This window comes from Streptomyces sp. NPDC107522 (genome assembly GCF_055657525.1).
This window is the reverse complement of sequence record NZ_JBVKAU010000016.1, coordinates 33,236-59,158: the sequence shown is the minus strand read 5'-3', so window position 1 is coordinate 59,158 and position 25,923 is coordinate 33,236. Positions and strand designations below refer to the sequence as shown.

General features: G+C 70.9%; 22 protein-coding genes. 5 read left to right on the top strand and 17 right to left on the bottom strand.

Features of this window, described 5'->3' with window-relative positions; all coding sequences use genetic code 11:
• The first annotated feature begins 39 nt into the window (after window positions 1–39).
• Window positions 40–1,263, top strand: coding sequence for a serine hydrolase domain-containing protein (locus ACZ7L6_RS34860; RefSeq protein WP_471930986.1), 1,224 nt, complete (start codon window positions 40–42; stop codon window positions 1,261–1,263).
• 13 nt (window positions 1,264–1,276) lie between these two features.
• Here the strand turns inward: ACZ7L6_RS34860 and ACZ7L6_RS34855 are convergent, their stop codons facing one another.
• The 3 genes from ACZ7L6_RS34855 to pepN form a co-directional block, all read right to left on the bottom strand.
• A complete protein-coding gene (locus ACZ7L6_RS34855; protein ID WP_471930984.1) occupies window positions 1,277–1,663 on the bottom strand; it encodes a hypothetical protein in 387 nt (128 codons plus the stop codon).
• A 102-nt stretch (window positions 1,664–1,765) separates the two neighbouring features.
• Window positions 1,766–2,812: a hypothetical protein gene (locus tag ACZ7L6_RS34850; protein WP_471930982.1), complete on the bottom strand. Its 1,047-nt coding sequence runs from the start codon at window positions 2,810–2,812 to the stop codon at window positions 1,766–1,768.
• Between the two features lie 246 nt (window positions 2,813–3,058).
• Window positions 3,059–5,647, bottom strand: coding sequence for an aminopeptidase N (gene pepN / locus ACZ7L6_RS34845; RefSeq protein ID WP_471930980.1), 2,589 nt, complete (start codon window positions 5,645–5,647; stop codon window positions 3,059–3,061).
• Between the two features lie 137 nt (window positions 5,648–5,784).
• On the opposite strand from pepN, the gene ACZ7L6_RS34840 reads away from it, so the two are divergent.
• The gene (locus tag ACZ7L6_RS34840; protein ID WP_471930978.1) at window positions 5,785–6,423 is read left to right on the top strand and encodes a mycothiol-dependent nitroreductase Rv2466c family protein; all 639 of its coding nucleotides are present in this window, start codon (window positions 5,785–5,787) and stop codon (window positions 6,421–6,423) included.
• Window positions 6,424–6,654: 231 nt separating this feature from the next.
• Here the strand turns inward: ACZ7L6_RS34840 and ACZ7L6_RS34835 are convergent, their stop codons facing one another.
• The 9 genes from ACZ7L6_RS34835 to ACZ7L6_RS34795 all read right to left on the bottom strand — a co-directional run bounded on the left by ACZ7L6_RS34835 (window position 6,655) and on the right by ACZ7L6_RS34795 (window position 16,728).
• Window positions 6,655–7,770 carry a glycerophosphodiester phosphodiesterase family protein gene (locus tag ACZ7L6_RS34835; protein ID WP_471930976.1) on the bottom strand — a complete coding sequence of 372 codons (1,116 nt, stop codon included), beginning with the start codon at window positions 7,768–7,770 and terminating at the stop codon, window positions 6,655–6,657.
• 26 nt (window positions 7,771–7,796) lie between these two features.
• Window positions 7,797–9,239, bottom strand: a complete 1,443-nt coding sequence (locus tag ACZ7L6_RS34830) for an FGGY family carbohydrate kinase (RefSeq protein ID WP_471930974.1) — start codon at window positions 9,237–9,239, stop codon at window positions 7,797–7,799.
• A 327-nt stretch (window positions 9,240–9,566) separates the two neighbouring features.
• On the bottom strand, window positions 9,567–10,598 hold the full coding sequence (locus ACZ7L6_RS34825; protein WP_471930972.1) for a 2-hydroxyacid dehydrogenase: 1,032 nt from the start codon (window positions 10,596–10,598) through the stop codon (window positions 9,567–9,569).
• Window positions 10,595–11,674: an ABC transporter ATP-binding protein gene (locus tag ACZ7L6_RS34820; protein ID WP_471930970.1), complete on the bottom strand. Its 1,080-nt coding sequence runs from the start codon at window positions 11,672–11,674 to the stop codon at window positions 10,595–10,597. Before ACZ7L6_RS34820 ends, ACZ7L6_RS34825 begins: the two co-directional genes overlap by 4 nt.
• A complete protein-coding gene (locus ACZ7L6_RS34815; RefSeq protein ID WP_471930968.1) occupies window positions 11,652–12,494 on the bottom strand; it encodes a DeoR/GlpR family DNA-binding transcription regulator in 843 nt (280 codons plus the stop codon). Before ACZ7L6_RS34815 ends, ACZ7L6_RS34820 begins: the two co-directional genes overlap by 23 nt.
• Entirely contained in the window at window positions 12,491–13,591 is a 1,101-nt protein-coding gene (locus tag ACZ7L6_RS34810; RefSeq protein WP_471930966.1) for an ABC transporter ATP-binding protein, read from the bottom strand. Before ACZ7L6_RS34810 ends, ACZ7L6_RS34815 begins: the two co-directional genes overlap by 4 nt.
• On the bottom strand, window positions 13,588–14,418 hold the full coding sequence (locus tag ACZ7L6_RS34805; RefSeq protein ID WP_471930964.1) for a carbohydrate ABC transporter permease: 831 nt from the start codon (window positions 14,416–14,418) through the stop codon (window positions 13,588–13,590). The genes ACZ7L6_RS34810 and ACZ7L6_RS34805 overlap by 4 nt, the downstream gene beginning before the upstream one ends.
• The gene (locus ACZ7L6_RS34800; RefSeq protein ID WP_471930962.1) at window positions 14,415–15,302 is read right to left on the bottom strand and encodes a carbohydrate ABC transporter permease; all 888 of its coding nucleotides are present in this window, start codon (window positions 15,300–15,302) and stop codon (window positions 14,415–14,417) included. Before ACZ7L6_RS34800 ends, ACZ7L6_RS34805 begins: the two co-directional genes overlap by 4 nt.
• 4 nt (window positions 15,303–15,306) lie before the next feature.
• Entirely contained in the window at window positions 15,307–16,728 is a 1,422-nt protein-coding gene (locus ACZ7L6_RS34795; RefSeq protein ID WP_471930960.1) for an ABC transporter substrate-binding protein, read from the bottom strand.
• A 173-nt stretch (window positions 16,729–16,901) separates the two neighbouring features.
• Here ACZ7L6_RS34795 and ACZ7L6_RS34790 point away from each other — a divergent pair, with 173 nt between their 5' ends.
• The 3 genes from ACZ7L6_RS34790 to ACZ7L6_RS34780 all read left to right on the top strand — a co-directional run bounded on the left by ACZ7L6_RS34790 (window position 16,902) and on the right by ACZ7L6_RS34780 (window position 20,185).
• A complete protein-coding gene (locus ACZ7L6_RS34790) occupies window positions 16,902–18,371 on the top strand; it encodes an FGGY-family carbohydrate kinase (RefSeq protein ID WP_471930958.1) in 1,470 nt (489 codons plus the stop codon).
• A gap of 392 nt (window positions 18,372–18,763) precedes the next feature.
• Window positions 18,764–19,393, top strand: coding sequence for a histidine phosphatase family protein (locus ACZ7L6_RS34785; protein WP_471930956.1), 630 nt, complete (start codon window positions 18,764–18,766; stop codon window positions 19,391–19,393).
• A 12-nt stretch (window positions 19,394–19,405) separates the two neighbouring features.
• Window positions 19,406–20,185, top strand: coding sequence for an SAM-dependent methyltransferase (locus tag ACZ7L6_RS34780; protein WP_471930954.1), 780 nt, complete (start codon window positions 19,406–19,408; stop codon window positions 20,183–20,185).
• A 196-nt stretch (window positions 20,186–20,381) separates the two neighbouring features.
• Here the strand turns inward: ACZ7L6_RS34780 and ACZ7L6_RS34775 are convergent, their stop codons facing one another.
• From ACZ7L6_RS34775 to ACZ7L6_RS34755, 5 genes are all read right to left on the bottom strand, one after another.
• A complete protein-coding gene (locus tag ACZ7L6_RS34775) occupies window positions 20,382–21,773 on the bottom strand; it encodes an amino acid permease (RefSeq protein ID WP_471930952.1) in 1,392 nt (463 codons plus the stop codon).
• A gap of 113 nt (window positions 21,774–21,886) precedes the next feature.
• Complete coding sequence (locus tag ACZ7L6_RS34770) at window positions 21,887–22,783, bottom strand: TauD/TfdA dioxygenase family protein (RefSeq protein WP_471930950.1); 897 nt, start codon at window positions 22,781–22,783, stop codon at window positions 21,887–21,889.
• 12 nt (window positions 22,784–22,795) lie between these two features.
• Window positions 22,796–24,145: an LLM class flavin-dependent oxidoreductase gene (locus tag ACZ7L6_RS34765; RefSeq protein ID WP_471930948.1), complete on the bottom strand. Its 1,350-nt coding sequence runs from the start codon at window positions 24,143–24,145 to the stop codon at window positions 22,796–22,798.
• Between the two features lie 216 nt (window positions 24,146–24,361).
• Window positions 24,362–25,081 carry an ABC transporter ATP-binding protein gene (locus ACZ7L6_RS34760; protein ID WP_471930946.1) on the bottom strand — a complete coding sequence of 240 codons (720 nt, stop codon included), beginning with the start codon at window positions 25,079–25,081 and terminating at the stop codon, window positions 24,362–24,364.
• Entirely contained in the window at window positions 25,057–25,920 is an 864-nt protein-coding gene (locus tag ACZ7L6_RS34755; protein ID WP_471930944.1) for an ABC transporter permease, read from the bottom strand. Before ACZ7L6_RS34755 ends, ACZ7L6_RS34760 begins: the two co-directional genes overlap by 25 nt.
• Window positions 25,921–25,923 lie beyond the last annotated feature (3 nt).

The following is a 25,923-nucleotide window of genomic DNA, read 5'->3' as shown; positions in this document are numbered from 1 at the left end:
GACCACGCTCGACATGAGCGCAGGAGTAGGGGGAGAGACATGAGCGTACGTACGACTCGCGCGACCCTGGTGGCGGCGACGGCGGTGGCACTGTCCGTGGCCCTTGCCGCACCCGCGGTCGCCGCGCCCGGCGGGACCGGCCACGAGGCGACCCGCACGGCCATGGAGGCCGCGGTCGAAGCCGGCGTGCCCGGCGTGACGGCGACCGCGAAGGACGGTCACGGCACCTGGTCGGCCACGGCGGGCGTCGGCAACCTCAAGACCGGCAAACCGCGTGCGACGCAGGACCGCTACCGGGTGGGCAGCATCACCAAGACCTTCGTGGCCACCGTGCTGCTCCAGCTGGAGGCCGAGGGGCGGCTGTCGCTGGACGACACGGTGGACAAGTGGCTGCCCGGTGTCGTCGAGGGCAACGGCCACGACGGCAGCGAGATCACCCTGCGCCAACTGCTCAACCACACCAGCGGCATCTTCAACTACACGGCGGACGAGGAGTTCATCCGCAAGGCGTTCTCCAAGGAAGGCTTCTTCGAGCACCGCTACGACACGGCGACCCCCGAGGAACTGGTCCGCGTCGCCATGGGGCACAAGCCGGACTTCGCCCCGGGCACGTCCTGGAACTACTCGAACACCAACTACACCCTGGCCGCCATGGTCATCGAGAGCGTCACGGGCAACCCCTACGGGGACGAGATCCACCGGCGTGTCATCAAGCCTCTGCACCTGCACGCCACGCTCGTCCCCGGCACCTACCCGAAGCTGCCGAAACCGAGCAGCCGCGCCTACGGCAAGCTCGCCCGGACGGCCACGGGACCGACGTACGACGTCACCGAACTCAACCCGACCCTGGCCACCGGCTCGGGCGACATGATCGCCGACTCCGCCGACCTGAACCGCTTCTACTCGGCCCTGCTCAAGGGCAGGCTCCTGCCCGCGAAGCAGCTGTCCGAGATGAAGACCACGGTCAAGGTCGAGGACATCCCGAACGCGGGCTACGGCCTCGGCCTGATCGAACGCAAGCTGAGCTGCGGCGTCACGGTCTGGGGCCACGGCGGCGGCATCCACGGCTCGATCTCGGAGGCGGTCACGACGGCGGACGGCCGCCACTCCCTCGCCTTCAACTTCAACGGGGACTGGACGGGCGACACCGACGCGGTGATCGAGGCCGAGTTCTGCGGACAGGGCGGGAAGGGCGGAAAGGACGGAAAGGGCGAGGCGATCGAGCCGAGCCGGACACGAAGCATGACGTTCATGCACCCGTGATGTCCGTACCGCCTCATATCGGCCGACCCGCGGCTTCACGTTTTCTGCGCGGCCGCCACGGCAGGCGGAGCGGCCCGCTCACGGCGAGGACCGTCAGCCCCACCGCACCGTAGGCCAGGTAACCGGCACCCCGAAGGTAGCGGCCGTCGCGCTCCTGCTCCTGGGCGTACTTCTGCTGCTCGTACGTCCGCGTGCCCGTCGACCGGCCGGTGGCGGTGTCGTAGCCCACGGCACAGGTGAAGCCGGGCCGCATCCGGCCGGGGTGCTCCTCACCCACCTCGTCCAACTGGAGCCCGGGGCACTTGGGGGCGACGGAAGTCGCCCGGCCGCTCGCCAGGCCGACCAGCCCCCAGGCCACGGGCAACAGGAAGAGCACCACCAACACGCCTCGGAATCTCATCCGGCCAACCTAGGCCCTGTCGGTGACACGAGGAGGGGCCGCCGGGTCTCGGCCCCGCGGCCCCTCCTCTCCCCTCCTGGCGCTGCGCGTCCCGGTCCGTCACTACCGGGGCAGCACCACGACATACGCGGCCGGATCGCGGTCCGCCGCCGCCATCAGTGCCGTACGGACCACCGCCGCCTGCTGCTCCATCGCGTCCCGGAGCTTCTTCGGGGTGATGTACACGACCGTGATGCCCAGGCGCTCCAGGTGCTCGCGCTTGCGGGCGTACTCGGACCACAGGGCGTCCTCGTCCTGGCGGGGTGCCCGGGTGTCCAGCTCCAACGCCACCGCCTGCTCCGGCCAGTACGCGTCCAGGCCGCCGAGGTGGGGGCCGCCGGGCAGGCGCAGGTCGACGTTCCAGACGGGGTCGGGCAGGCCGTGGACGTGGACCATCTCGTACAGGCGGTCCTCCGCGATCGCGCGGCCCTCGGCGAGCAGCGAGTCCACGGCGTCCACGACGTGCGGGCGGTTCAGCAGCTTCGCCTGGTTCAACTCCCGTACCACCGCCGCCGGTTCGCAGTGCCCGCCGCGGACCGCTTCCGTCAGCAGCCGGCGTACGGCGCCCGCGTCCGTCAGTTCGGCCACCGCGTCGGCCAGTGCGCGGGGGACCGGGGCCACCGGGAGTCCCGTCACCTGCTGCGGGGCGGGGAGCGCGGAGGTGCGCAGGATGCGGACACAGCCCGTGGAGCGCAGCCGGCGCAGCCGGGGGACCAGGACGTCGATCGTGTCCAGGGCGGTGAGCGGCGGCGTGGCCGAGAAGCCGTGCAGGGTCAGCGCCGCGAGGCCCGTGATCACCGCCTCCGGGTAGGCGGGGGCGTGCCCTTCGCCCGCGCCGGGCTGCGCCGGCACGCCCGGAGATCGTTCCCGCGCCGCGTACATCAGCACCGCGTGCAGGCGCTCCTCGCTGGTCGGGGGGCCGGGGTGGAGCAGGAAGACGCCGGGGAGGATCTGCTGCCAGGGGCCGCCGGGGCGGCACTGGTCGTTCATCTCGGCGGCCGGGATGCCGTGCGACTTCAACTGCGCGGCCGTCATGACACGCCGGTGCACCTCGGAGAGATGGCGCAGGGGGCGGGGGGAGAGCGGGGGGACCGGGGTGTTGTGGTTCATGACCCGGAGGTTCCCGCGTCTCGTCCGCCGATTAACCGCTGTTACACGCTCGTCGACAAAAGCGGACAACCCGGCACTAAAGGACGGGTGTTCGGATGCCGAGTAGGCATGGAAAACCCCTGGTCCGTTCGGGTTGGACCAGGGGTTACGGCTGCTATTGCCTGAATTCCGTAACGGTCACGCAGTGCCCAGACCGTTGGCCAAAGGTCTCATTCGGTTGACGCCGTCGACGCCGTGGAACGCCGTTCAGGACGCCTCGCTCGCCGAGTCGCACGCCTGCCCCCGCAGCCCCCGCGCCAGATCGTCCCGCGCCTCCAGCACCAGACGGCGCAGGGCCGGCGCCGCGTCCTCATGGGCGGCGAGCCACGCGTCCGTCGCGTCCAAGGTGGCCTGCGACTGCTGGAGCGACGGGAACAGGCCCCGGACCACGTCCATCCCGATCTGGATCGACCGCTCCGCCCACACCCGCTCGATGGCCGCGAAGTACTTCTCGGTGTACGGCACGAGCAGCTCGCGCTGCGACGGCTGACCGAACCCCGCGATGGTCGCCTCCACCAGGGCGTTGGACAGCGCGTCGGACTCCACGACCTGCGCCCACGCCTGCGCCTTCACCGCCGCCGACGGCCGCGCGGCGAGGCAGCGCACCTGGTGGCGCTTGCCGGACGCGGTGTCGTCCCGGGCCAGTTCGGCCGCCAGAACCGACTCGTCCGCGACGCCGTGCGCGGCCAGCGGCTCCAGGAACGCCCACCGCAGCTCCTGGTCGACGTCCAGCCCCTCGACCTTCTCCGTGCCCTCCAGCAGGCCCCGCAGCAACGCCAGATCCTCCGGGCCCGACGCCACCGACGCGAAGAACCGCGCCCACGCCAGCTGCTGCTCGCTGCCCGCCTCCGCGGCCCGCAGTTCCCGCAGCGCGCCCTCGGCCACCAGCCGCTCGCCGGCCGGACGCCACTCGGGCGCCACATAGTGGACCAGCGACGAGTTCGCCCACGCGTGCAGCATCTGCAGCACGCCGATGTCGGACTCGCGCCCCGCGAACCGCAGCACCAGAGCCACGAAGTCCCGCGCCGGCAGCAGCGCGTCCCGCGTCATGTTCCACAGCGCCGACCAGCACAGGGCACGGGCGAGCGGGTCGGTCAGCGCACCCAGGTGCTCCCGCAGGGTCGCCAGGGACGTCTCGTCGAAGCGGGTCTTGCAGTACGTCAGGTCCTCGTCGTTGACCAGCACCAGCTCCGGCGCCTCGGCGCCCGCCAGCTCCGCCACGACCGTCCGCGGCCCGTCGACGTCCACCTCGGCCTGCGAGTACCGCTCCAGCGCCCCGTTGGCGCCCCGCCGGTACAGGCCCACCGCCACCCGGTGCGGACGCAGCTCCGGGTGCGACTCCGCGGCCTCCTGCACCACCGCCAGCTCGTCGACCCGGCCCTCCGCGTCCAGCAGCACCTGCGGCGTCAGCGAGTTCACGCCCGCCGTCTGCAGCCAGGACCGCGACCACGCCCCCATGTCCCGGCCACTGGTCTCCTCCAGCACCGACAGCAGATCACCGAGGCGCGTGTTGCCGTACGCGTGCCGCTTGAAGTAGCGCCGCGCGCCCTCCAGGAACGCGTCCTGGCCGACGTACGCCACGAGCTGCTTCAGTACGGAAGCCCCCTTGGCGTAGGTGATGCCGTCGAAGTTGAGCTTCGCGTCCTGCAGGTCACGGATGTCCGCCGTGATCGGGTGCGTGGAGGGCAACTGGTCGGCGCGGTACGCCCACGCCTTGCGGCGGTTGGCGAAGGTGATCCAGGCGTCCGTGAAGCGGGTCGCGCCCACGTTCGCGAAGGTACCCATGAAGTCCGCGAAGGACTCCTTCAGCCACAGGTCGTCCCACCACACCATGGTGACCAGGTCACCGAACCACATGTGCGCCATCTCGTGCAGGATGACGTTCGCCCGGCCCTCGTACGACGCCCGTGTCACCTTGCCGCGGAAGATGTACTCCTCCCGGAAGGTCACCATCCCCGGGTTCTCCATCGCGCCGAGGTTGTACTCGGGCACGAACGCCTGGTCGTACTTCCCGAAGGGGTACGGGTAGTCGAAGTGGTCGTGGAAGAAGTCCAGGCCCTGCTTGGTGACCAGGAAGACGTCGTCGGCGTCGAAGTACGGGGCGAGGCCCTTGCGGCACATCGCGCCGAGGGGGATCTCCAGCGTCGTGCCGTCGGCGAACGTACGCGAGTAGGAGTCCGTGACGTAGTGGTACGGGCCCGCCACGACGCACGTGATGTACGTCGAGATCGGCTTCGTCTCCGCGAACCGCCAGACGCCGTCGGCGAGTTCACCGACGCCGTTGCTCCACACCGTCCACCCCTCGGGTGCCCGCACCTCGAAGCGGAACGGGGCCTTGAGGTCCGGCTGCTCGAAGTTCGCGAAGACGCGGCGGGAGTCGGCCGGCTCGTACTGGGTGTAGAGGTAGACCTCGCCGTCCTCGGGGTCGACGAAGCGGTGCAGGCCCTCGCCGGTGCGGGAGTAGGCGCACTGGGCGTCGACGACGAGCTCGTTGTCGGCGGCCAGGTCCTCCAGGGTGATCCGCGAGCCGTCGAAGACCTCGCTCGGATCCAGGTCCTTGCCGTTGAGGGAGACGGCCGTCACACTCGGCGCGATCAGGTCCGCGAAGCTGGTGGCGCCGGGCTCGGCGCACCGGAAGCGGATCGTCGTGACCGAACGGAAGGTGCGCGGCGCCCCGCTCTCGGAGTCCCCGTCGCCGATGGCGGAACGCACGTCGAGGGACACGTCGTACCCGTCGACGGACAGCAGGGCGGCCCGCTCCCGGGCCTCGTCGCGGGACAGATTCTCACCGGGCACGGGCGGCACTCCCTTGAAGTGGTGTTCAGTATGCGGACAGCCCCGATCCTGCCATGCGCACCTGACACACAGCAGCTGGGAATGGGCGGACCGACCAGCAGTGTTTCCCGGGGAAACGCTTCCCCTTGAGGAGAGACATGTCGGACAAGACCCCCGTCGACTTCTGGTTCGACCCCCTGTGCCCCTGGGCCTGGATGACCTCGCGCTGGGTGCTGGAGGTCGAGAAGGTCCGCGACATAGAGGTCCGCTGGCACCTGATGAGCCTGGCCGTCCTCAACGAGGACAAGCTCGACGAACTCCCCGAGGAGTACCGCGAGCTGCTGGAGACCAAGGCGTGGGGTCCCGTCCGGGTCGTCATCGCGGCACAGGAGGAGCACGGCGCCGAGGTGCTCGGCGACCTCTACACCGCGCTCGGCACCCGCATCCACAACAAGGAGGAGGGCCCCGGCAAGGAGACCGTCGCCGCCGCCCTGAAGGACGTCGGCCTGCCGGACTCCCTCCTGGAGCACTGGGACGGCACCCCCTACGAACCGCAGCTGCGCGCCTCCCACAAGGAGGGCATCGACAAGGTCGGCCAGGAGGTCGGCACCCCGGTCATCGCCGTCCCCGGCCCCGACGGCGAGCAGATCGCCTTCTTCGGCCCGGTCGTCACCCCGGCGCCCAGGGGCGAGGACGCCGCCAAGCTGTGGGACGGCACCCTCGCCGTGGCCTCCGTGCCGGGCTTCTACGAGATCAAGCGCACCCGGACCAAGGGACCGGACTTCAGCAACCTGTAGACGTCACGGGTCACTGCGAGTCGTCGGCTCCCGGATTCTGCAGATCCTCCGGGAGCCGGCCCCCGCCGCCCTGATGGCTCCAGGGCTGATACCACCGGCAGCCAGGAGCGGTACAGCGCCACAGGTCCGTGCGGTCCGTCCCGAGTGCCTTCCTTTCCTCGGGCTTCAACGGCGTGAACCTCTGCGTGCCGCCGCCGCCACAGGTCGGGCAGTGCTTGTCCCTGAAGAACATCAGCCCCTCCTCGCCATCACCGCCAGATCCGGGAAGTCGGTCACCACCGCGTCGACCCCCAGCCCGTAGTACAGCGCGTACTCCGCGAACGCGTCCCCGAAATCGTTCGCTCCGTCACCCCGGCGGAAGTCCGCCGGCAGGAACTGGTTCTCCGCCCGGAAGGTGTACGGCCCGATCCGCAGCCCCGCCGCATGCGCGTCCGCGACGAGGGACGTACCGGCGACCGACGACTTGTCCGGCCCTATCCAGTCCGCGTACGCGGCGATCCGCGCCAGGCCCGCCGGGGTCATCATGTCCTTGTACGTCGTCGGATCGCCGGACGAGACCAGGTCGTACGGCCCACCGGTGGTGCCCAGTGCCTGCCACAGCGGCACCTTCAACCGATACGCCGCCATCCGCTGCAGGCTCGTCGGCTCGAAGGACTGCACGACGCATTCGCGCGGGCCGAGGCGGTTACGGCGGACCGCCTCCGCGAGCTTCGGCTCCAAGGGGAGGCCGATCGAGCGGAAGTACGTCGGATGCTTGGTCTCCGGGAAGACGGCGATCGTACGGCCGTAGGCCTTGGACAGCCCGCGCGCCAGGTCCACCACCTCCTGGAAGGTGAGCACCTCCTCGCGGCCGTCGAACACGGTGTTGCGGTTGCGGACCAGCGGGAGGCGTTCGACCGCCCGTAACGTCTTGAGCTCGGCGAGCGTGAAGTCCTCCGTGAACCAGCCGGTGACCTGCCGGCCGTCCACCGTCTTCGTGGTGCGGCGGCCGGTGACCTGCCGGCCGTCCACCGTCTTCGTGGTGCGGCGGCCGGCGAACTCCGGGTGCCGGGCCACGTCCGTCGTCTGCGAGATCTCGTTCTCGTGCCGGACGACGAGGACGTGGTCCCTCGTCGGCACCAGGTCCGGTTCGATCCAGTCGGCGCCGGTCTGCACGGCGTACGTGTACGAGGCCGCCGTGTGCTCCGGGCGCCAGCCGGCCGCGCCGCGATGGCCGATGACGAGCGGACGACGCGGCCCGCCGGCCGCCTCAGCGGCAGCCGCGGGCAGGGCAGCGGTCGCGGGCACGGCAGCGGCCGCCGGGGTGGCGGCGGCCGCGAGCAGGAGGGCTCTACGTCTCGGGTTCATACAACTCCCTTTCCTCATACGGCCGTTCACGTGCGGGTCCGGGCGCGCGCCTCCCTCAGACGGGCCAGGTGTTCCTCGTACCCCTTCGCGTAGTACGCCGCCCGCCCCGCGTCCGGCTCGACGACCGCCGTCGGCCTCGTCCACGCCTCCACGTCCAGCGACACTCCGTACCGCTCGGCCGCCGCCAGCACCGCGCCCCGCGCGCCCACCTCGCCCTCGACGACACGCAGAGAACGCCCCAGGACGTCGGCGAGCAGCCGCATCCAGGCCGGGCTGCGGGTGCCGCCGCCGCAGACGGCCAGCGTCCCGGTCAGCCCCGCCGCCTGAAGACAGTGCCGGGCCGCGTAGCCGATGCCCTCGCAGGTCGCCCGGATCAGATCGGCCGGGGTCGACTCCAGGGAGACACCGGTGAGTTCGGCGCGCAGACGGGGCTCGACGAAGGGGGCACGCTCGCCGGACGGTGCGAAGTACGGGAGGACGCGTACGCCGTTGGCTCCCGGTGGGGTCTCCGCCAGCAGGCCGTCCACCTGGCCGTGCTGGACGCCCGTCGTCGACAGCACCCAGTCCAGCGCCGCCGTACCGACCATCGCGGGCATCGCACGCAGCCAGTGGCCGGGGCGGTCCGTGTTGATGTAGAGGCCGGCGGGTTCGCCGGTGAGGTCGAGGTCGGTGGTCGCGACCAGACTGGCCAGACAGGTGCCGACGATGAGGAGACCGTCGCCGGGTCGCGTGACCCCCGCGCCCAGGGCGCAGGCCGGGAGGTCGTACGGGCCGTTCGCGATACGGGTGCCGGGCGGAAGGCCCTCGCCCTCGTCCTCGCCCGCGGCGCGGATCCGTGCCGTTGCGATCGGGTCGCTGACGGGGGCGAGCAGGCCCCGGCGGTGGGTCAGGCCGAGCAGCTCGACGACCCGGTTGTCGTACGTCCGGGTGCGGGGGTCCAGGAACGGCATCGACGCGTCCGAGACGTCGGTCGTCGGGCCCGCTCCGGTGAGCCGCTGGAACACCATGTCCTTGCAGTAGACCGCCGCGCTCGCCTCGTTCAGCGCCTTCGGCTCATGGCTGTCCAGCCAGGCGAGAAGCGGGCCCGGACAGCCCGGGAACATGGCGCTGCCCGTGCGCCGGAACACCGCCTCGAACGTGCCGTCCGCCAGCCAGCGGTCGACCAGTTCATGCGCCCGGCCGTCCATCCAGGAGGCGGCGGGGCGTAGGGGGCGGCCGGCTGTGTCGACGAGCCATACGCCGTCGCCCTGGCCGGTGAGGCCGGCCAGGTCGACCGGGTCGGGGACGCGCGCGGTCACTTCTTGCAGTACGGCTACTACCGCCCCGTACACCTCGTCCATGTCCTGCTCGACGACGCCGCCGTGCAGGGCGAGGCCCACTGGGCGGGAGGCGACGGTCAGTTCGTCGCCCTCGGCGTTGAAGGCGGCGGCCTTCACCGTGGACGTGCCTACATCGATGCCGACGTACATTCCGCACCTACCTCTTTGGCTCGGTCGGCTGTGTGGTGCTTTTTGCGGCTGGTGTGCCGAATTTCTGGCTCGGTCGCCTTCGGGGCGCCACATGCCGGTGTCGAGACGGCGATCGTGCTCGGCCCTTCGGGCCTCCGCGCGTTCGCCGTCTCGACACCGGCGCGCCCCTGCGGCTCCCTCGCGGCCGGTGTCGTCGGCCCAGTGAGGTTGGTGGGCCGTCACCCGGCGTTGGTGGGAGCCACCGGCGTTGGTGGGCCGTCACCTGGCGTTGGTGGGGGTCACCGGCGTTGGTGGGCTCTCGCCCGGACCGGCTGGTGGCAACGGGCCTCACGTCAGGCAGTGTGCGAGGGGCTCACCCCGGACCCAGCGGCCCACCTCCGCCGCGGCGATCGCCGCCGCCTTCTCCGCCACCGCGCGGGACGCGCCGCCCAGGTGGGGGGTCAGGACCACCCGGTCGGCGAGGGCGTGCAGGCGGGAGTCCGGGGGCAGGGGCTCCTGTACGTAGGTGTCGAGCGCCGCCGCCGACACCTGCCCGCTCTCCAGCGCGTCGCACAGCGCCCCCTCGTCCAGCAGGGGGCCGCGCGCCACGTTCACCACTACAGCGCCGGGTGGCAGCAGGGCCAGCTCACGGGCGCCGATCAGGCCCCGTGTCTCGGCGGTGAGGCGGGCGTGCAGCGTGATAAGCCTTGATTCGCGGAGGAGTTGGTCCAGCGACCGCACCCGCAGGCCGTGGATCTCATGGTGGTGGACGTACGGGTCGTAGACCATCACCCGTGCACCGAAGGCGCACAGCACGCGGGCCACCCGGCTGCCGACCGCCCCGTAGCCGACCAGGCCGACGGGCAGGTCCTCCAGTTCCAGGCCGCTGTGCTCGTAGGTGTAGTACGTCGCGCCCTCCCAACTCCCTTGCCGGGCCAGGAGCTCGTGGGCCTGAGGGATGCGGCGCAGGGCCGCCAGCATGAGGCCGACGGTGAACTCGGCGGTGGCGGCGGCGTTGCGGCCGGGGGCGTAGCAGACGCGGACGTCGTGCCGCTTGGCCGCGTCCAGGTTGACGTTCACCGGGCCGCCCCGGCAGACGACGACCAGGCGGAGGTCGGGGCAGGCGGCCAGGACGCGTTCCGTCACCGGACCCATCTGCGTGACGAGCACCTGCGCCCCGGTGAGCGCGTCGATCAGCTCGTCCTCGGCGTCGCTCGCCTCCGTCACCTCGGCCACCGGGCCGAAGGGCTGCAGGGGCCAGCCCAGGGTCAATTCGTAGACCTGGCCGGTGAGTTCGGGAGCGAGTGCCTCTCTGATGAGCGACGGCAGGATGAAGTGGTCGCCCGCGGCCACCACACGCACAGCGTTCCCGTTGGTCATCGGAGTGAGTCTCCCGTCTCGGCGTCGAAGACATGGGTGAGGTGGGGGTCGGCGGTGACGTGGACGTGGTCGTCGTGGGCGAGGCGTACCTCGGGGTCGGTGAGGACGACCAGGGGGCGTTCGACGCCGGGCAGGGCGAGGGTCGCGATGCCCGATTCGAGGAGGGGCTCGTGGGCCACCACGCGGGCGGGCAGGCCGCCTTCGCCGGTCAGGGTCAGGTCCTCGGGGCGGATTCCGACCGTCACCTGACGGCCGGCGGCCACCGGCACCGGCAGGGGGACGTGTGCCGTGTCCGACAGGCGGGCGTGGCCGTCGTCGGTCGTCACGCCGGGGAGGAGGTTGATCGCGGGTTCGCCCACGAAGTCCGCCACGAAGACGTTGGCCGGGCTGTCGTAGATCTCGTACGGGGTGCCGAGCTGCTGGATCACGCCGTCCTTCATCACGGCGATCCGGTCGGCGAGGGAGAGGGCCTCCTCCTGGTCGTGGGTGACCAGGATGGTGGTGTGGCCGAGGTCGCGCTGGATGCGTTTGAGCTCGCGGCGGGTCGTGTCGCGCTGGGCCGCGTCCAGGTGGGAGAGGGGCTCGTCGAGGAGGAGGACGTCCGGCTCGCGGATCAGGGCTCGGGCCAGGGAGACCCGTTGTTTCTGGCCGCTGGAGAGGGCGGCTGGGCGGGCGTCGAGGATGGTGGTCAGGTCCACGCGTTCGGCGATGTCCTTGACCTTGCGGTCGACGTCCCCGCGGGCGGCCCGGTTCCGTGCCTTCAGGCCGAACGCCAGGTTCTCCGCCACCGTCAGGGGTGGGTAGAGGGCGTAGTTCTCGAACGCGACCCCGATGTTGCGCTGCTGGGCCGGGCGGGCGATCACTGATGTCCCGTCGACCAGGATGTCGCCGCCGGTCACCGTCTCCAGGCCGGCGATCATCCGGAGGGTCGTGGACTTTCCGCAGCCCGACGGGCCGAGGAGGCCCAGCAGTTCGCCGGAGCGCAGGGCCAGGTCGATGCCGCGTACGGCGTCCACCGCCGGGCGGCCCCGCGCACGATACGTCTTGCGCAGATCACGTAGCTCCAGCTCGGTCATCGCTGCCCTTCGTCACGGTCGGTGCCTTCGCGCAGACTTCGTAGGTGACCTTGTGCTCGTCCAGGTCCCGCAGTGCCTCCGCCGACGCCCCGTCGTCCACGAGGAGCAGGTCGAAGCGGGAGAGGGGGACCACCCGGTGCAGGGCGACCCGGGCGAGCTTGGTGTGGTCGATCAGCAGGACGTTGCGGGCGGCCGCGTCGAGCATGGCCCGCTTCACCGACACGATGTGCTGTTCCTGGTGGTAGGCGTAACCCCCGTGCACGGCCGACGTGGACGCGAAGCAGACGTCCACGCGCAGTTGCTCTATCGCCTCCACGCAGGACACCCCGAGGAAGGAGGAGTGCAGGGGGTCGTAGTCGCCGCCGAGGGCCATGAGGTGGATGCCGCGCTGGTCGGAGAGGACGTTGATCGCTTCCAGGAAATTGGTGACGACCGTGAGCGGGGTGACCTCGCCGAGGCGCAGCCTGCGGGCTATCTCCAGGGTGGAGGTGGAGTCGTCCAGCATGATCGCCATGCCGGGCTCGATGAGTTCGACGGCGCGGTCGGCGACGGCGGCCTTCTCCGCGCGCATCGTCTTCAGCCGGTACTGGACGTTGGACTCGAAGACACCGGAGGGCTGGGCCGTCACCCCGCCCCGGAACTTCCTCACGATGCCCTGACGTTCGAGCTCGTCGAGGTCCCGGTGGATGGTCATCAGGCTCACCCCGAACCGCTCGGCCAGCTCGGCGGCCGTCGCCGAACCGTCGGCGAGGACCTGCTCGGCCATGGCGGCCTGACGGGCGGCGGGGCCCTGTTGCGGGGTGCTGTTGCCGGCGTTCATGGTGTCTCGATCCGTCGTCCTGGGCGCTGCGGCCGGTCGGCCTCGAACAGCAGCAGGTTCTCAGGCCGGACCCGCAGGCGCACCGGATCGTCGGGCCGAAGACCGGTCGCGTCGCCGCGCGGGGCGACCAGCGACACGTGCTGCTCGCCGAGCCGGACGGTGACCTCCACGGACCGGCCGAGCACCTCGGTGACGTAGACCGTGCCGGTGAGCTCGTGTCCGGGGCCGCCCTCGCCGAGGCTGAGATCGCGGGGGCGGACGCCGATCAGGACGTCGGTGCCGGGCGCCGCCCCGGCTCTGATCGGCAGGTCGACCTTGCCGTCCGCCGAGCGGAAGCCGCCGTCCTGCGTCACCGTCCCCGGCAGCAGGTTGATCCGGGGGCGTCCGAAGGCCCGCGCCACCTCCGTGTCGTGGGGGCGGTACCAGATCTCCTCCCGGGTCCCCGTCTGCACGATCCGTCCGTTTCGGATGACGCCGATCCGGTCGCCGAGCGCGAGGGCCTCGACGGAGTCGTGGGTGACGTAGAGCGTGGTGGTGCGCTGGACCGCTCCGATCGCCTTCAGCTCGGCCCGCATCTGCTGGCGCAGCTTGGCGTCGAGGTGGGAGAGCGGCTCGTCGAGGAGGAAGGCGCGGGCGGGGCGGACCAGGACGCGGCCGAGGGCGACGCGCTGGCGCTGGCCGTTGGAGAGCCGGCCGACGGGGCGGTCCAGCAGGCCGGAGATGCCGAGGAGTTCGGCGATCTCGCCGATCCGCTCCCGGGCCTGTGCGGCGGGGAGGCGGTGGCGTGGGGAGCGGAGCGGCGAGGCGAGGTTGTCGTAGGCCGACTTGTGCGGGTACAGGGCGTAGCTCTCGAAGCACATCGCCACGCCGCGGTCGTACGGCTCGACGCCGCGCATGTCCCTGCCGTCGAGTTCGACCGTGCCGGCGTCGGGCTGTTCGAGCCCGGCGACGGTCTTGAGGGTGGTCGTCTTGCCCGCACCGGACGGGCCCAGCAGGCAGAAGAACTCTCCCTCGGACACGTCCAGTTCGAGACCGTCGAGGGCCGTGGTCCTGCCGTACGTCTTCCGGATCCCGCGCAGTGCGATGGCCGTGCTCATGACTTCACCGCCCCGAACGACAGGCCCCGCACCAGATACCGCTGGATGGTGAGGGCGAGCAGCAGGGGCGGTACGACGGAGACGAGGGCCGCCGCGGCCGTGAGGTTGTACTTGGGGCGGTCGCCGCCGAGGAAGGACAGGGCGCCGACGGTCACGGTCTGGGCCTCGTTGGAGGTGAGGATGAGGGGGAAGACGAAGTTGTTCCAGGCGAAGATGAAGGCCAGCAGGGACACGGCCGCCACGCCCGGTTTCACGAGGGGGAGCGCCACCTTCACGAAGGCCTGCTTGCGGGTGTAGCCGTCCAGCAGGGCCGCCTGCTCCAGCTCGGGGGTGAGGTCGGCGAAGTACGAGCGCATGATCCACACGATGAGGGGGAGCGTGACGAGCTGGAGCACCCAGATCATGCCGACGTACGTGTCGAACAGGCCCAGCTTCTGGTAGAGCACGAACAGCGGGATGATCACGGTCAGTTCGGGTGCGAACCGGAACGACAGCAGCGTGAACATCAGGTTCTCGGAGCCCTTGAACCGCCAGCGTGCCGACGCGTACGCCGCCGGGAGGCCGACGAGCAGGGACAGCGCGACCGCGCCCAGTGACACGACCAGGCTGTTGACGAAGAAGCGGACGAAGGGGATGCCCTCGCTGTCACCGAGGACCGTGCGGTAGCCGTCGAGGGTGGGGGAGAAGGAGAAGTAGGTGGAGAAGAGTTCGTTCGCCGGCTTCAGCGACAGGATCACCATCCAGGCGATCGGGAACAGCGCGAAGACGAAGTAGAGGATGAGGGCGGCGTCCGCCAGCCACCCCAACAGGCCTTTCCGCCAGGTCATTTGGCACTCACCTCCGCGGCCTTCCGCTGGATCTTGCCGAGGTGATTCACCAGCACCATCGCGGCCAGGTACACCACGGCCCACAGCACGATCGTGTAGCTGATCCCGAAGGAGTAGCGCTGGAAGCGGATGGCCTCCAGATACGCCCGGATCTGCAGGACCACGGTCGAGTCGCCCGGGCCGCCCTCCGTCAGGGCGTAGATGATGTCGAACACCTTCAGTGAGTCCATGAACCGGAAGATCACCGCGACGAGGACGTACGGCCACAGCATCGGCAGCGTCAGCCGCCGGAAGGTGTACCACCAGCCCGCCCCGTCGACGGCCGCCGCCTCGAAGGGGGACGTGGGCAGTGAGCGCAGCCCGGCCAGGGCGAGGATCGCCACGAACGGCGTGTACACCCACACGTCCACGGCGATGGACGACAGCAGCGCGCCGGTCGGGGTGTCGGTCCACTGGACCCCGCCCAGCCCGAAGGGTCTCAGCAGGTAGTTGACCACTCCGACCGACGGCTGGAGCATCAGCTTCCAGATGATCGCCGCGATCACCGGCGCGATCATCAGCGGCAGGATGAGGATCTTCTCCAGCACGCGCCCGACCAGCGTCGACCGGTGCAGCAGCAGTGCGACGGCCACGCCCAGCACCATCTCGACCATGGCCGCGCCCACCGCGTACAGCACCGTCACCCACGCCGAGTTCCAGAAGGCCTCCTGCGTGAAGACGGTCTCGTAGTTCTCGAACCGCACCATGTCCGGCTGCGGTTTGCTCGCCGAGAAGTCGAACAGCGTGTAGTACAGGCCGAGCCCGAAGGGGTAGAGGATCCCGCAGGTCAGCAGCAGGGCGGGGACGATCAGGACGTACGGGCGAAGCGCGAGCCGCCATCCCATCGGGCTAGCCCACCTTGCCGGCCAGGTCGCCCGCCAGCCCGTCCAGGACCGACTTGGCGCCCTTGCCGCCGTAGATCTCCTGGAGGGCCGCCGCCCAGCTGGTGGTCGCGTCGAAGAACTGCGCCTGCGGGGTGAACTGGATCTTCGTCTGGTCGACGACGGTCTCGAAGGTCTCGATGAAACCGGGCAGGTGCCTCATCTTGTCCTTGTAGGCGCCGTCGTCGGCGATCGACTTCCTCACCGGGTCGATGTGGTTGTGCGTGATCGCGCTCTTGCGCAGGTGCTCCTTGCCGGTCGCCCACTGCAGGAACAGCCAACTGGCGCTCTTCTTCTTGCTCTTGGCGTTCATGCCGAGCGACCAGATCCACATGTTGGTGGCGAGGGACCCGTCCGGTCCCTTCGGCCCGGGATGGAAGGCGATCTTCCCGGAGGCGGGACTCGCCCCCTCGACGGCCTGGAAGTACGCGGCCGTGTCCGCGTCGAACAGCATCCCGGCCTTCTTCGCGCCGAGGTCGCTGGAGCACTGGTACCAGGTGTACGACGTCCAGGACGGCGGCCCGCCCTGCTTGACCATGCCGGCCCAGTCCTCGGTGAAGGCGACGGCCTCCGGGGTGTTCATGGCGGGTGTGAGCTTCCCGCCCTCGACTGTGAAGTCCTTGAGTCCGTTGCGGGCGTACATGGTCATGAAGCCCGGGTGGATCGTCGCCCAGCTCCTCGATCCCCGTACGGCGATCCCGTACATGCCGTCGAAACCGGCGCCGGGGGCTTTGCGCTTGATCGTCCCCGCGAGTTCGCGCAGCTCGTCGAAGGTCTCGGCGGGTTTCAGCCCGAGCCGCTTGAAGACGTCCGTGTTGTAGGCGACGACGTTCGTCTCCCAGCCCCACGGCAGTGCGTACTGGCCGCCCTGGCCGAGCGGTGCGCCGGCCTTCAGGGACCACTGGTCGGCCTGGAGGAGGTTCGGGAAGAAGTCGGCCTGGTCCCATTCGGCGCCGGTGGCGGAGGAGTTGCGCATCCAGGGGCCGAGGTCCTCCAGCCAGCCGGGCGGACCGTACTGCCAGACCATGTAGGCGCCCAGCATGAAGACGTCGTAGGAGGCGCGTCCGCTGGACAGGTCGACGGTGAGCTTGTCGAAGTAGTTGTCCTCGGGGAAGACGTCGTACTCGACCTTGATGCCGGTCTTCTCGGTGAACGACTTCAGGTCGGCGACCAGCGCGTCCGTGTACGGGTGCTTGTTCAGCAGCGCCTTGACGGTCGTGCCCTTCTCCCGCTTCCAGTCGAAGGAGCCGGTGACGTCGTCCGCCGCCGAGCCGTCGCTCTTGTCGTCGTCACCGCCGAACCCGGCACCGCAGGCCGCGAGCAGCGGGGTCGCGGCGGCCGCGGCGGCGAGGGCGAGGAAGCGGCGGCGGTCGTGCACGTGCGTGTCCATCCGTGACCTCCACGTGGGGTTCGGCCATACGGGTGCTCCGGTTAACACGGCGAGTCGACTCGTTAACAGAGGGTGGAACGGCGGAAGTTGGCCGTCAATCCCTCGCGCACGCGAAAATCTCAGTGCAGAGTGAGAAGTTCACGGATCGGATCGCGATATGCGGGAGGTTCCGGATGGCGGATGAGCGAATTGAGGACGAAGCCTGGCTCGGGATCGACCTGGGCACCCAGAGCGTCCGCGTGCTGCTGGTGACGGGCGACGGCACGGTCCTCGGCAGCGGCTCGGCCCCACTGGCCGGGCGGCGGGACGGGGTGCGGCACGAGCAGGATCCGGCGGAGTGGTGGGACGCGCTGTGCTCGGCGTCCCGGGCCGCGCTGCACGGGCGTTCGCGGGTGCGGGTCGGCGGGCTCGCGGTGTGCGGGACGTCCGGCACCGTGCTGCTGACGGACGGGGCGGGGCGGCCGATGAGCCCCGCGCTGATGTACGACGACGGCCGGGCGACGGCGGAGGCGGCGCGGGCACGGATGGCGGGCCTCGCGGTGCAGGACACCTGGGCACTGCCGAAGGCCGTGTGGCTGACCGAGGCCTACGGGCAGGGGCGGATCACCCACCAGCCGGACCTGATCGTGGCCCTCCTCACCGGCGAGCTGCCCCCGGCCGACTCCAGCCACGCCCTCAAGACCGGCTACGACCTCGAGCGCGACGCCTGGCCGTCCATGCTGCCCCGACTGGGCCTGCCCGACACGGCGATCCCCGACGTCGTACGGCCCGGCAGCCGGCTCGGCGAGGTCTCCCCGACCGCCGCCGAGACCACCGGCATCCCCACCGGCACCCCCGTCATCGCCGGGATGACCGACGGCTGCGCGGCCCAGATCGCCTCCGCCGCCCTGCGCCCGGGTTCCTGGAACTCGGTGCTCGGCACCACGCTGGTCCTCAAGGGGGCGTCCCCGACCCCGGTCCGGGACCCGACCGGCGTGGTCTACAACCATCGGGCGCCGGACGGGAGTTGGCTGCCAGGGGGTGCGTCGAGTGTGGGGGCGGGTGTGCTGACGGCGGCGTTCGCGGGCGCGGATGCGGCGGCCATGGACGAGCTCGCCGCCGCGTACGAGCCGTCCGGCGCGATCACGTACCCCCTCGTGTCACCCGGCGAGCGCTTCCCGTTCCTGGCCCCGGACGCCTCCGCGCTCCTGCTGGGCGAACCGGAGTCGGACGCCGACCTGTGGGCCGCGCTCCTCCAGGGCGTCGCCTTCACGGAACGCCTGTGCCTGGACTATCTGCACCACCTCGGCGCCCCCCTCGACGGCCCCCTCACCTTCACGGGCGGCGCCGCCCGCAGCCCGTACTGGAACCAACTGCGCGCCGACATTTTGGGCCGCCCGGCCCGCGTTCCGCGGCAGACGGAACCGGCCCTGGGGATGGCGGCATTGGCGGCGTACGGCGCGGGCGCGGCGCAGCACCTCTCGGACGCCGCGGAAGGCATGGTCCGCCTCGGCCCGACCATCGAACCCCGCCCCGACCGCACGACCCGCTTCGCGTCATCGTACGCCCGACTGATCGACGAGCTGGCGGCCCGGGGCTGGCTCCCACCCCCGGTCGCGGCGCACGCGCACGCTCGCCTGGACGTGGATACTTCGGCTTCATGAACCCACCTCCGCTGCGGGCCCCGGCCTGCGATCGGTCGGCCGACGTAGCCCACGAGCTCGGGGCCTTGGGTTCGATGGCGGCTGCGGGTTGTCGGTGGCTGGTCGCGCAGTTCCCCGCGCCCCCAAGGGCGTTGCAGCACCGTCGGCTGCTCAGCCCGCGCAGCCTGCGGCCAGCCGCCCCACCCAGCCTGCGGGCAGCTGACGGTCCCGGCCTGCGGTCAGCCGTCCCGCCCAGCCTGCGGGCAGTCGTGCCGCTGGGGCGGCTCCCGACCCAAAGAGAGGCGGCACCCGGCAAGCGCGGGCGAGCGTCCCCACCCCTGCCCCAGCCCCACGCCGGTTGCCAGGCCAGCACCCAGCACCGCAGCCACCCCTCACACCCCACCGGACCACCCATGACCACTGCCACAACCCTCCTCCTCGCCCGCCACGGCCAGACCATCTGGCACGCCGAGAACCGCTACGCCGGCGTCAGGGACGTCCCCCTCACCGACACGGGTCGTGCCCAGGCCGAGGCGCTCGGGCGCTGGGCCGCCGGCCACCCGGTGGACGCGATCTGGACCTCGCCCCTCTCCCGTGCCGTCGCCACCGCCGACCCCGCCTGCCGGGCCCTCGGCATCACCCCGCGCCGCGAAAACGACCTGCGTGAATGCGACTTCGGTGTGCTGGAGGGCCGTACGCTCGCGGAGTTCGCGGCGGAGGACCCGGCGGCCGCGGAAGCGTTCCGCACCGACCCGGTGGCCCACCCGTTCCCGCAGGCGGAGAACCCTGCCGCCGCCGCCGAACGCGGTGCCGCCGCCCTGCGCCGCATCGCCGCGGCCCACCCCGGCGGGCGCGTCCTCGTCGTCGCCCACAACACCCTGTTCCGGCTGGTGCTGTGCACCCTGCTGTCGATCCCGGCGGGGGAGTACCGCAGAGTGTTCCCGAGGTTGCGCAACGTGGCGATCAGCGAACTCCGCATGAACACCGACGGATCCGCCGCACTTCTCTCCCTCAATGTGCCCTGCGAGCCCGATGTGCCGTAGCACCATGGGCGCATGACGGAGATCGACACCTCGGTACCGCACTCGGCCCGCATCTGGAACTACTGGCTGGGCGGCAAGGACAACTACCCCGTGGACGAGGCGGCCGGAGACGCCTACACCGCCGTCTTCCCCGGCATCGTCACCATCGCCCGCAGCAGCCGCGCCTTCCTGGGCCGCAGCATCCGGTACCTGGTCACGGAGGCGGGCGTACGCCAGTTCCTCGACGTCGGCACCGGACTCCCGACCGTCGACAACACCCACGAGGTCGCCCAGCGCCTCGCGCCCGAGTCGAGGATCGTCTACGTCGACAACGACCCGCTGGTCCTGGCCCACGCCCGCGCCCTGCTGACATCGACCCCGGAGGGCGTCACGGCGTACGAGGACCTCTCCCTCTACGACCCGGACAAGATCCTGGCCGCGGCCGCGAAGACGCTGGACCTCACCCGCCCCACGGCCCTGATCCTCAGCGGCATCCTCGGCCACGTCGCCGACTACGACCAGGCCCGCGACCTCGTCCGCGGCCTGCTGGCCGGGCTGCCCTCCGGCAGCTACCTCTCCCTCAACGAGGGCTCCCGCGGCACCGACCCGGCCTACGAGCAGGCCCAGGACGCCTACAACGAGACCGGCGCCGTCCCGTACTTCCTGCGCCCGGTCGACCAGATCGCCGCGTTCTTCGAGGGCCTGGACCTGGTGGAGCCCGGCATCGTCTCCGTCCCCCTGTGGCACCCCGAGCCGGGCGACGAGGCGCCGCAGCCCATCGGCCAGCACGGCGGGGTGGGCCGCAAACCCTGACGCCCGCCCGGCAACGGGAAGCCCCCGCGAGTCACGTCCTCGCGGGGGCTTCCTTCCTTCCGCCTGCCGTTCGTGAAGGGTGAGAAGACGATCACGAGGCAGGGCGCCTTGTTGCAAGTATTTCGCAATAACAAGCTAGCAGCAAAAAGCCCCCCGTGTGGATCACACGGGGGGCTTCGGTTTCGCCGCGAGGGCATCAGCTCTTGGCGCGGTTCTTCTGCCACCCGTACCCGACCACCGCCAGGAACAGCGTCATCCCGCCCGTCGAGTACAGCTGCACGCGCGTGTCCGGCTCCCGGGCCATCAGGACGAAGATCGCCGCCATGCCCGCCAGCGCGACCCAGGTCAGCACCGGGAACGCCCACATCCGCACGACCAGCTTCTGAGGCGCCTCACGCTCCAGCCGCCTGCGCAGCCGCAGCTGGGAGACCGCGATGAAGATCCAGACGACGAGGATCACCGCGCCGATCATGTTCAGCAGCCAGGGGAAGACGTCGTCCGGCCGCCAGTAGCTGAGCACCACGCACACGAAGCCGAACACCGAGGACGCCAGCACGGCGATGCGCGGGACGCCGCCCGCCACCCGGCCGAGGGCCTTCGGGCCCTGTCCACGCTGGACGAGCGAGTAGGCGATGCGCGAGGAGCCGTAGATGTTGGCGTTCATGGCGGAGAGCAGGGCCACCAGCACGACCACGTTCATCAGCTGACCGGCGCCGGGGATGCCCAGGTGGTCGAGGGTGGCGACGTACGGGCCCTTCTCGACGATCTCCTTGGAGTCCCAGGGGACGAGGGTGACGACGACCGCCATCGAGCCGATGTAGAAGAGGGCGATGCGCCACATGGCCGTGCGGACGGCGCTCGCCACGCCGCTGACCGGGTTCTCCGACTCGGCCGCCGCGATGGTGACGGTCTCCATGCCTCCGTAGGCGAAGACCGAGGCCAGTAGGCCGATGATCAGGCCCTCGCTGCCGTGGGGGAGGAAACCGCCCGCACCGGTGAGGTTCGCGGTGCCCGGCGCGTCCGTGCCCGGCAGGACACCGGCGATCGCCAGGCCGCCCAGGACGAGGAACAGGCTGATCGCGCCGACCTTCAGCGCCGCGAACCAGAACTCGAACTCGCCGAAGTTCTTCACGGCGGCCAGGTTCGCGCCGCAGAACACGACCATGAACAGGGCCACCCACGCCCACTCCGGCGTGTGCGGCAGCCACGTCGTGACGATCTTCGCGGCGCCGATGCCCTCCAGGCCGACGGCCGTGCAGAGCAGCACCCAGAAGGACCAGCCCGCCGTGAAGCCCGCCCAGGGGCCGATCGCCCGCTCGGCGTGCGCGGAGAAGGAGCCGGAGGAGGGGTACGCGGCCGACATCTCGCCCAGCATCCGCATCACCAGCATCACGAGGAGGCCGGAGAGGACGTAGGCGACGACGATCGAGGGGCCGGCGGCGGCGATACCGGCGCCGGACCCGACGAACAGGCCCGCGCCGATGACACCGCCGAGGGCGATCATCGACAGATGGCGCTGCTTGAGGCTGTGGGACAGGGTGGCGTCGTCCGCTTGTGGCGGCGTCTCGACCGTGGGGGTGCTGGGCATGGGCGCGGCTCGTCCAATGCGTGAGATGGGCAAAAACGCCCACAGTCTGGGCAGCCTCTCCGCTCATAAGGAGAGGCTGCCCACTATTCGGACGCCCCCGGTACGGGCCGTGACTATGCGGCTACGGATGTGTAGTGCGAGGCGTCGCCCTCGATCGAGTAGCTCTCCTTGCCCTCGATGCCGACCGGCACGTCACCGGCGACGGTCACCCGGTGCAGGCGGCGCGGCAGACCGTCGTAGTTGTCGATGGCGTAGTGCTGGGTGATGCGGTTGTCGAAGAGGACCAGCTGGTTCTCCGACCAGCGGTGCCGCAGGACGTTCTCCGGCCGGGTCACGTATGCCTGGAGCAGGTCGAGGATCTTGCGGGACTCGCCCGGCGACAGCCCCACGATCCGCTGCGCGAAGCCGCCGATGAACAGCCCGCGCTCTCCGGTCAGCGGGTGGACGCGGACCACCGGGTGGACCGTGCGGTACTTGATCGATGTGAACTCGGCACGCTGCGCGGCCTGTTCCTCGTCGACCTCCTCGTCCGGTACGGCGTAGTCGTAGTCGTTGGTGTGCTCCGCCCACAGCGTGTCGGCGAACTGCCGCAGCGGCTCGGGCAGGCTGCGGTAGGCGGCCGCCGAGCTGGCGATCAGGGTCTCGCCGCCGTACGGCGGGACGGTGATGCTGCGCAGGCTGGTGGCCTGCGGCGGGCTGAGGACGAACGTGACGTCGGTGTGCCAGTGGTTGGCGGCGCGGCCCCGCTCGCTGTCGACGGGGAGGACGTTCGGGACGCCGTCGACGGAGGACACCGTGGGGTGGGCGGTGGTGAGGTCGCCGAAGTGACGGACGAAGGCCTGCTGGCCCTCGTCGTCCAGGCGCACGTCGTCGAAGACCAGGGCCTTGTGGACGTCGAGGGCCTCGCGGAGTGCGGCGACGGTGTCCTCGTCCAGGGGCTGGGAGAGGTCGACGCCCGAGACGCGGGCGCCGATGTGCGCGGTGACCTTGTGGATCTCGATACCGGACATGTGCGGTTCCTTTCAGGCGAGGGCGGGTGCGGGTGCGGGGCTGAGGTACTGGTTGGCGGGGCGGGGTAGGCCGTAGCGCTCCCGGAGGGTCCGGTGGCGGGAGCCGTATTCGCTGCGGAGCAGACCGCGGGCGCGCAGGATCGGGACGACGTGGTCGACGAAGGCGTCGAGGCCGGAGGGCAGGACCGGGGGCATGATGTTGAAGCCGTCGGCGGCGCCCTGCGTGAACCAGGTCTCGATCGCGTCGGCGACCTGCTCGGGCGTCCCCGCGAAGGTGAGATGACCTCGCCCGCCGCCGAGCCGGCCGATCAGCTGCCGGACGGTGAGGCGCTCGCGCCGGGCGAGTTCGACGATGAGCGTGTAGCGGCTCCTGGCGCCCTCGATGGCGTCCTCGGGCGGCAGGTCGGCGGGCAGTCCGGCGTCCAGTTCCAGGGATCCGGCGGGCAGTTGGAGCAGCCGTTCGAGGTTGGCCACGCCGTGCGCGTGCACGATGTGGTCCTCCAGGACCTGCTCGGCCGCCCGCGCCTCGGCCTCCGTCGACCCGATCACCGGGACGATGCCGGGCAGCACCTTGATGTGCTCGGGATCGCGGCCGGTCGCCGCCGTACGGGCCTTGAGGTCGGCGTAGAAGGCCCGCGCGTCCTCGATCGTCTGCTGAGCGGTGAACACCGCCTCCGCGTACCGGGCGGCGAAGTGCTTCCCGTCCTCGCTGGACCCCGCCTGCACCAGCAGCGGGTAACCCTGCGGGGTGCGAGGCACATTGAGGGCGCCCTCGACACTGAAGTACGTCCCCTTGTGCCGCGGCGGATGGATCTTGGCGTCGTCGCCCCACACTCCGGCCGCCTTGTCGGCGACGATCGCGTCGTCCTCCCAGCTGTCCCAGAGCTTCAGGGCGACGTCCAGGAACTCGGCGGCACGGGCGTACCGCTCGGCGTGCGCGGGCTCGGCGTCCAGGCCGAAGTTCCGGGCGGCCTCGGCACCGGCGGTGGTGACGATGTTCCAGCCCGCCCGGCCGCCGCTGATGATGTCCAGCGAGGCGAACTTGCGGGCCAGGTTGTAGGGAGAGTTGTACGAGGTGGAGGCGGTGGCGATGAGGCCGATGTGCTCGGTGGCCGTCGCCAGCGCGGTGAGCAGCGTGAGCGGCTCCAGGGCGCCGGCGGGGCGCTGGCCCAGGTTGCCCCACAGCTGCGGCCCGTCGGCGAGGAAGAGCGAGTCGAATGTGCCGCGCTCGGCGACACGGGCCAGGTGGACGTAGTGGGCCAGGTCCACATGCGCGTACGGATCGCTCTCGGGGAGCCGCCAGGAGGCCTCGTGGTGGCCGGTGTTCATGAGGAAGGTGTTGAGGTGGAGTTGGCGGGGCATGGGGGTGTCCTTTGCTGACGAGTGCCGGTGCGGAAAATCAGCCCGTCTGGGGGTGCCCCCTCTGGGGGAGTTTGAGGACGAGGCCCTTTCAGGGCCGAAGCGGGGGTCTGGGGGCGGCAGCCCCCAGGAACGGGGTCGAAGGGGCAGAGCCCCTGGAGGATGGGACGGGTAGGGGCGGCGGGGGCGAAAGCCGCCTGACCGCACGACAGCCGCCGGTCACCGGACGTCTTCCGTCACCCCCAGCGCCGCAAGCAGCCGCAACCGGTACTCGCCGCGCGCCCCCGCATCGCGATCGTCGATGGCCAGATCGAGCCCGATCCGCCCCCGCTCCAGCACGAGCACCCGGTCGGCCAGCACGATCGCCTCGTCGACGTCGTGGGTGACGAGCAGCACCGACGGCCGATGGCGTTCCCACAGCTCACGAAGCAGGTTGTGCATCTTGATGCGGGTCAGCGCGTCCAGCGCCCCGAACGGCTCGTCGGCCAGCAGAAGTTCGGGCTCCCGGACAAGCGACCGCGCCAGCGCGGCCCGCTGCGCCTCCCCACCGGACAACTCACTCGGCCACGCCCGCTCACGCCCCTCCAGCCCCACCTCGGCGAGCGCCTCACGCCCCTTGCGCGCCGCCTCCTTGCCGTCGAGACCGAGGAGCACGTTGTCCAGGACCCGGCGCCATGGCAGCAGCCGCGAGTCCTGGAAGACGACAGACACCCGCTCCGGCGCGCTGAGCTGCCCGCTGCCGGCCACCTCGTGGTCGAGACCCGCGACGGCCCGCAACAGGGTGCTCTTGCCGGAGCCGCTGTGCCCGAGCAGAGCCGTGAACTGCCCGGCCGGGATGTCGAGGTCGATGCCGTCGAGGACCGTGCGTCCCTCGAACGACCTGGTCAGGCCACGGATCTGGACCGCGGGCCGGGTCAGCTGCTCAGTGTGCGGCGCCACGACAGCACCCTCCGTTCGATGATGCGGACCGTGCTGTCGGAGACGAGGCCGAAGACGCCGTAGACGACGAGGCCGACGAGGATGACGTCCGTCTGGCCGTAGTTCTGCGCCTGGAACATCATGTAGCCGAGGCCGCTGGTGGCGTTGATCTGCTCCAGGACCACCAGGCCCAGCCAGGACCCGGTCACCCCGAGCCGCAGCCCGACGAAGAAGCCGGGCAGCGCGCCGGGGACGACGATCTGCCGGATGAACTGCCACCGGTTCAGCCCCTGCACCTCGGCGAGTTCGACGAAGCGGCTGTCGATGCCGGACAGTGCGGCATGTGTGTTGAGGTAGATCGGGATGTAGACGACGATGGCGATGATCGCGATCTTGAAGGTCTCGCCGATGCCCAGCCAGAGGATGAACAGCGGGATCAGACCGAGGGTCGGGATCGCCCGGTTGAGGTTCACCGTCCCGTCGATCAGCGCCTCCCCGGTCCGGCTCAGCCCCGACGCCAGCGCGAGGGCGATCCCGGCCGTGAGGCCGAGGGCGAACCCGCTCCCGGCACGTTGCAGCGAGGTCAGGATGTCGTCGGGGAGGGTCCCCCCGGTCCACAGGTGGGTGCCGGTCTCCAGCACGGTCCAGGGCGCGGGGATCGCGCCGGGGTCCAGCGCTCCGGCGGCGGAGGCGGCGGCCCACAGGACGACGAGGAGGGCGGGCCCGGCGAGGCGGGCGGCGGGGATGCGTTTGCCGGGAGCGAGGGAGCGGCGCCGGCGGACGCGGTGGTCCGGCACCGGCTCCGGGTTCTGCTCCGGCTTCGCGAGGGGCGCTGCCGTACTGACACTCGTCGTGGTCATGGT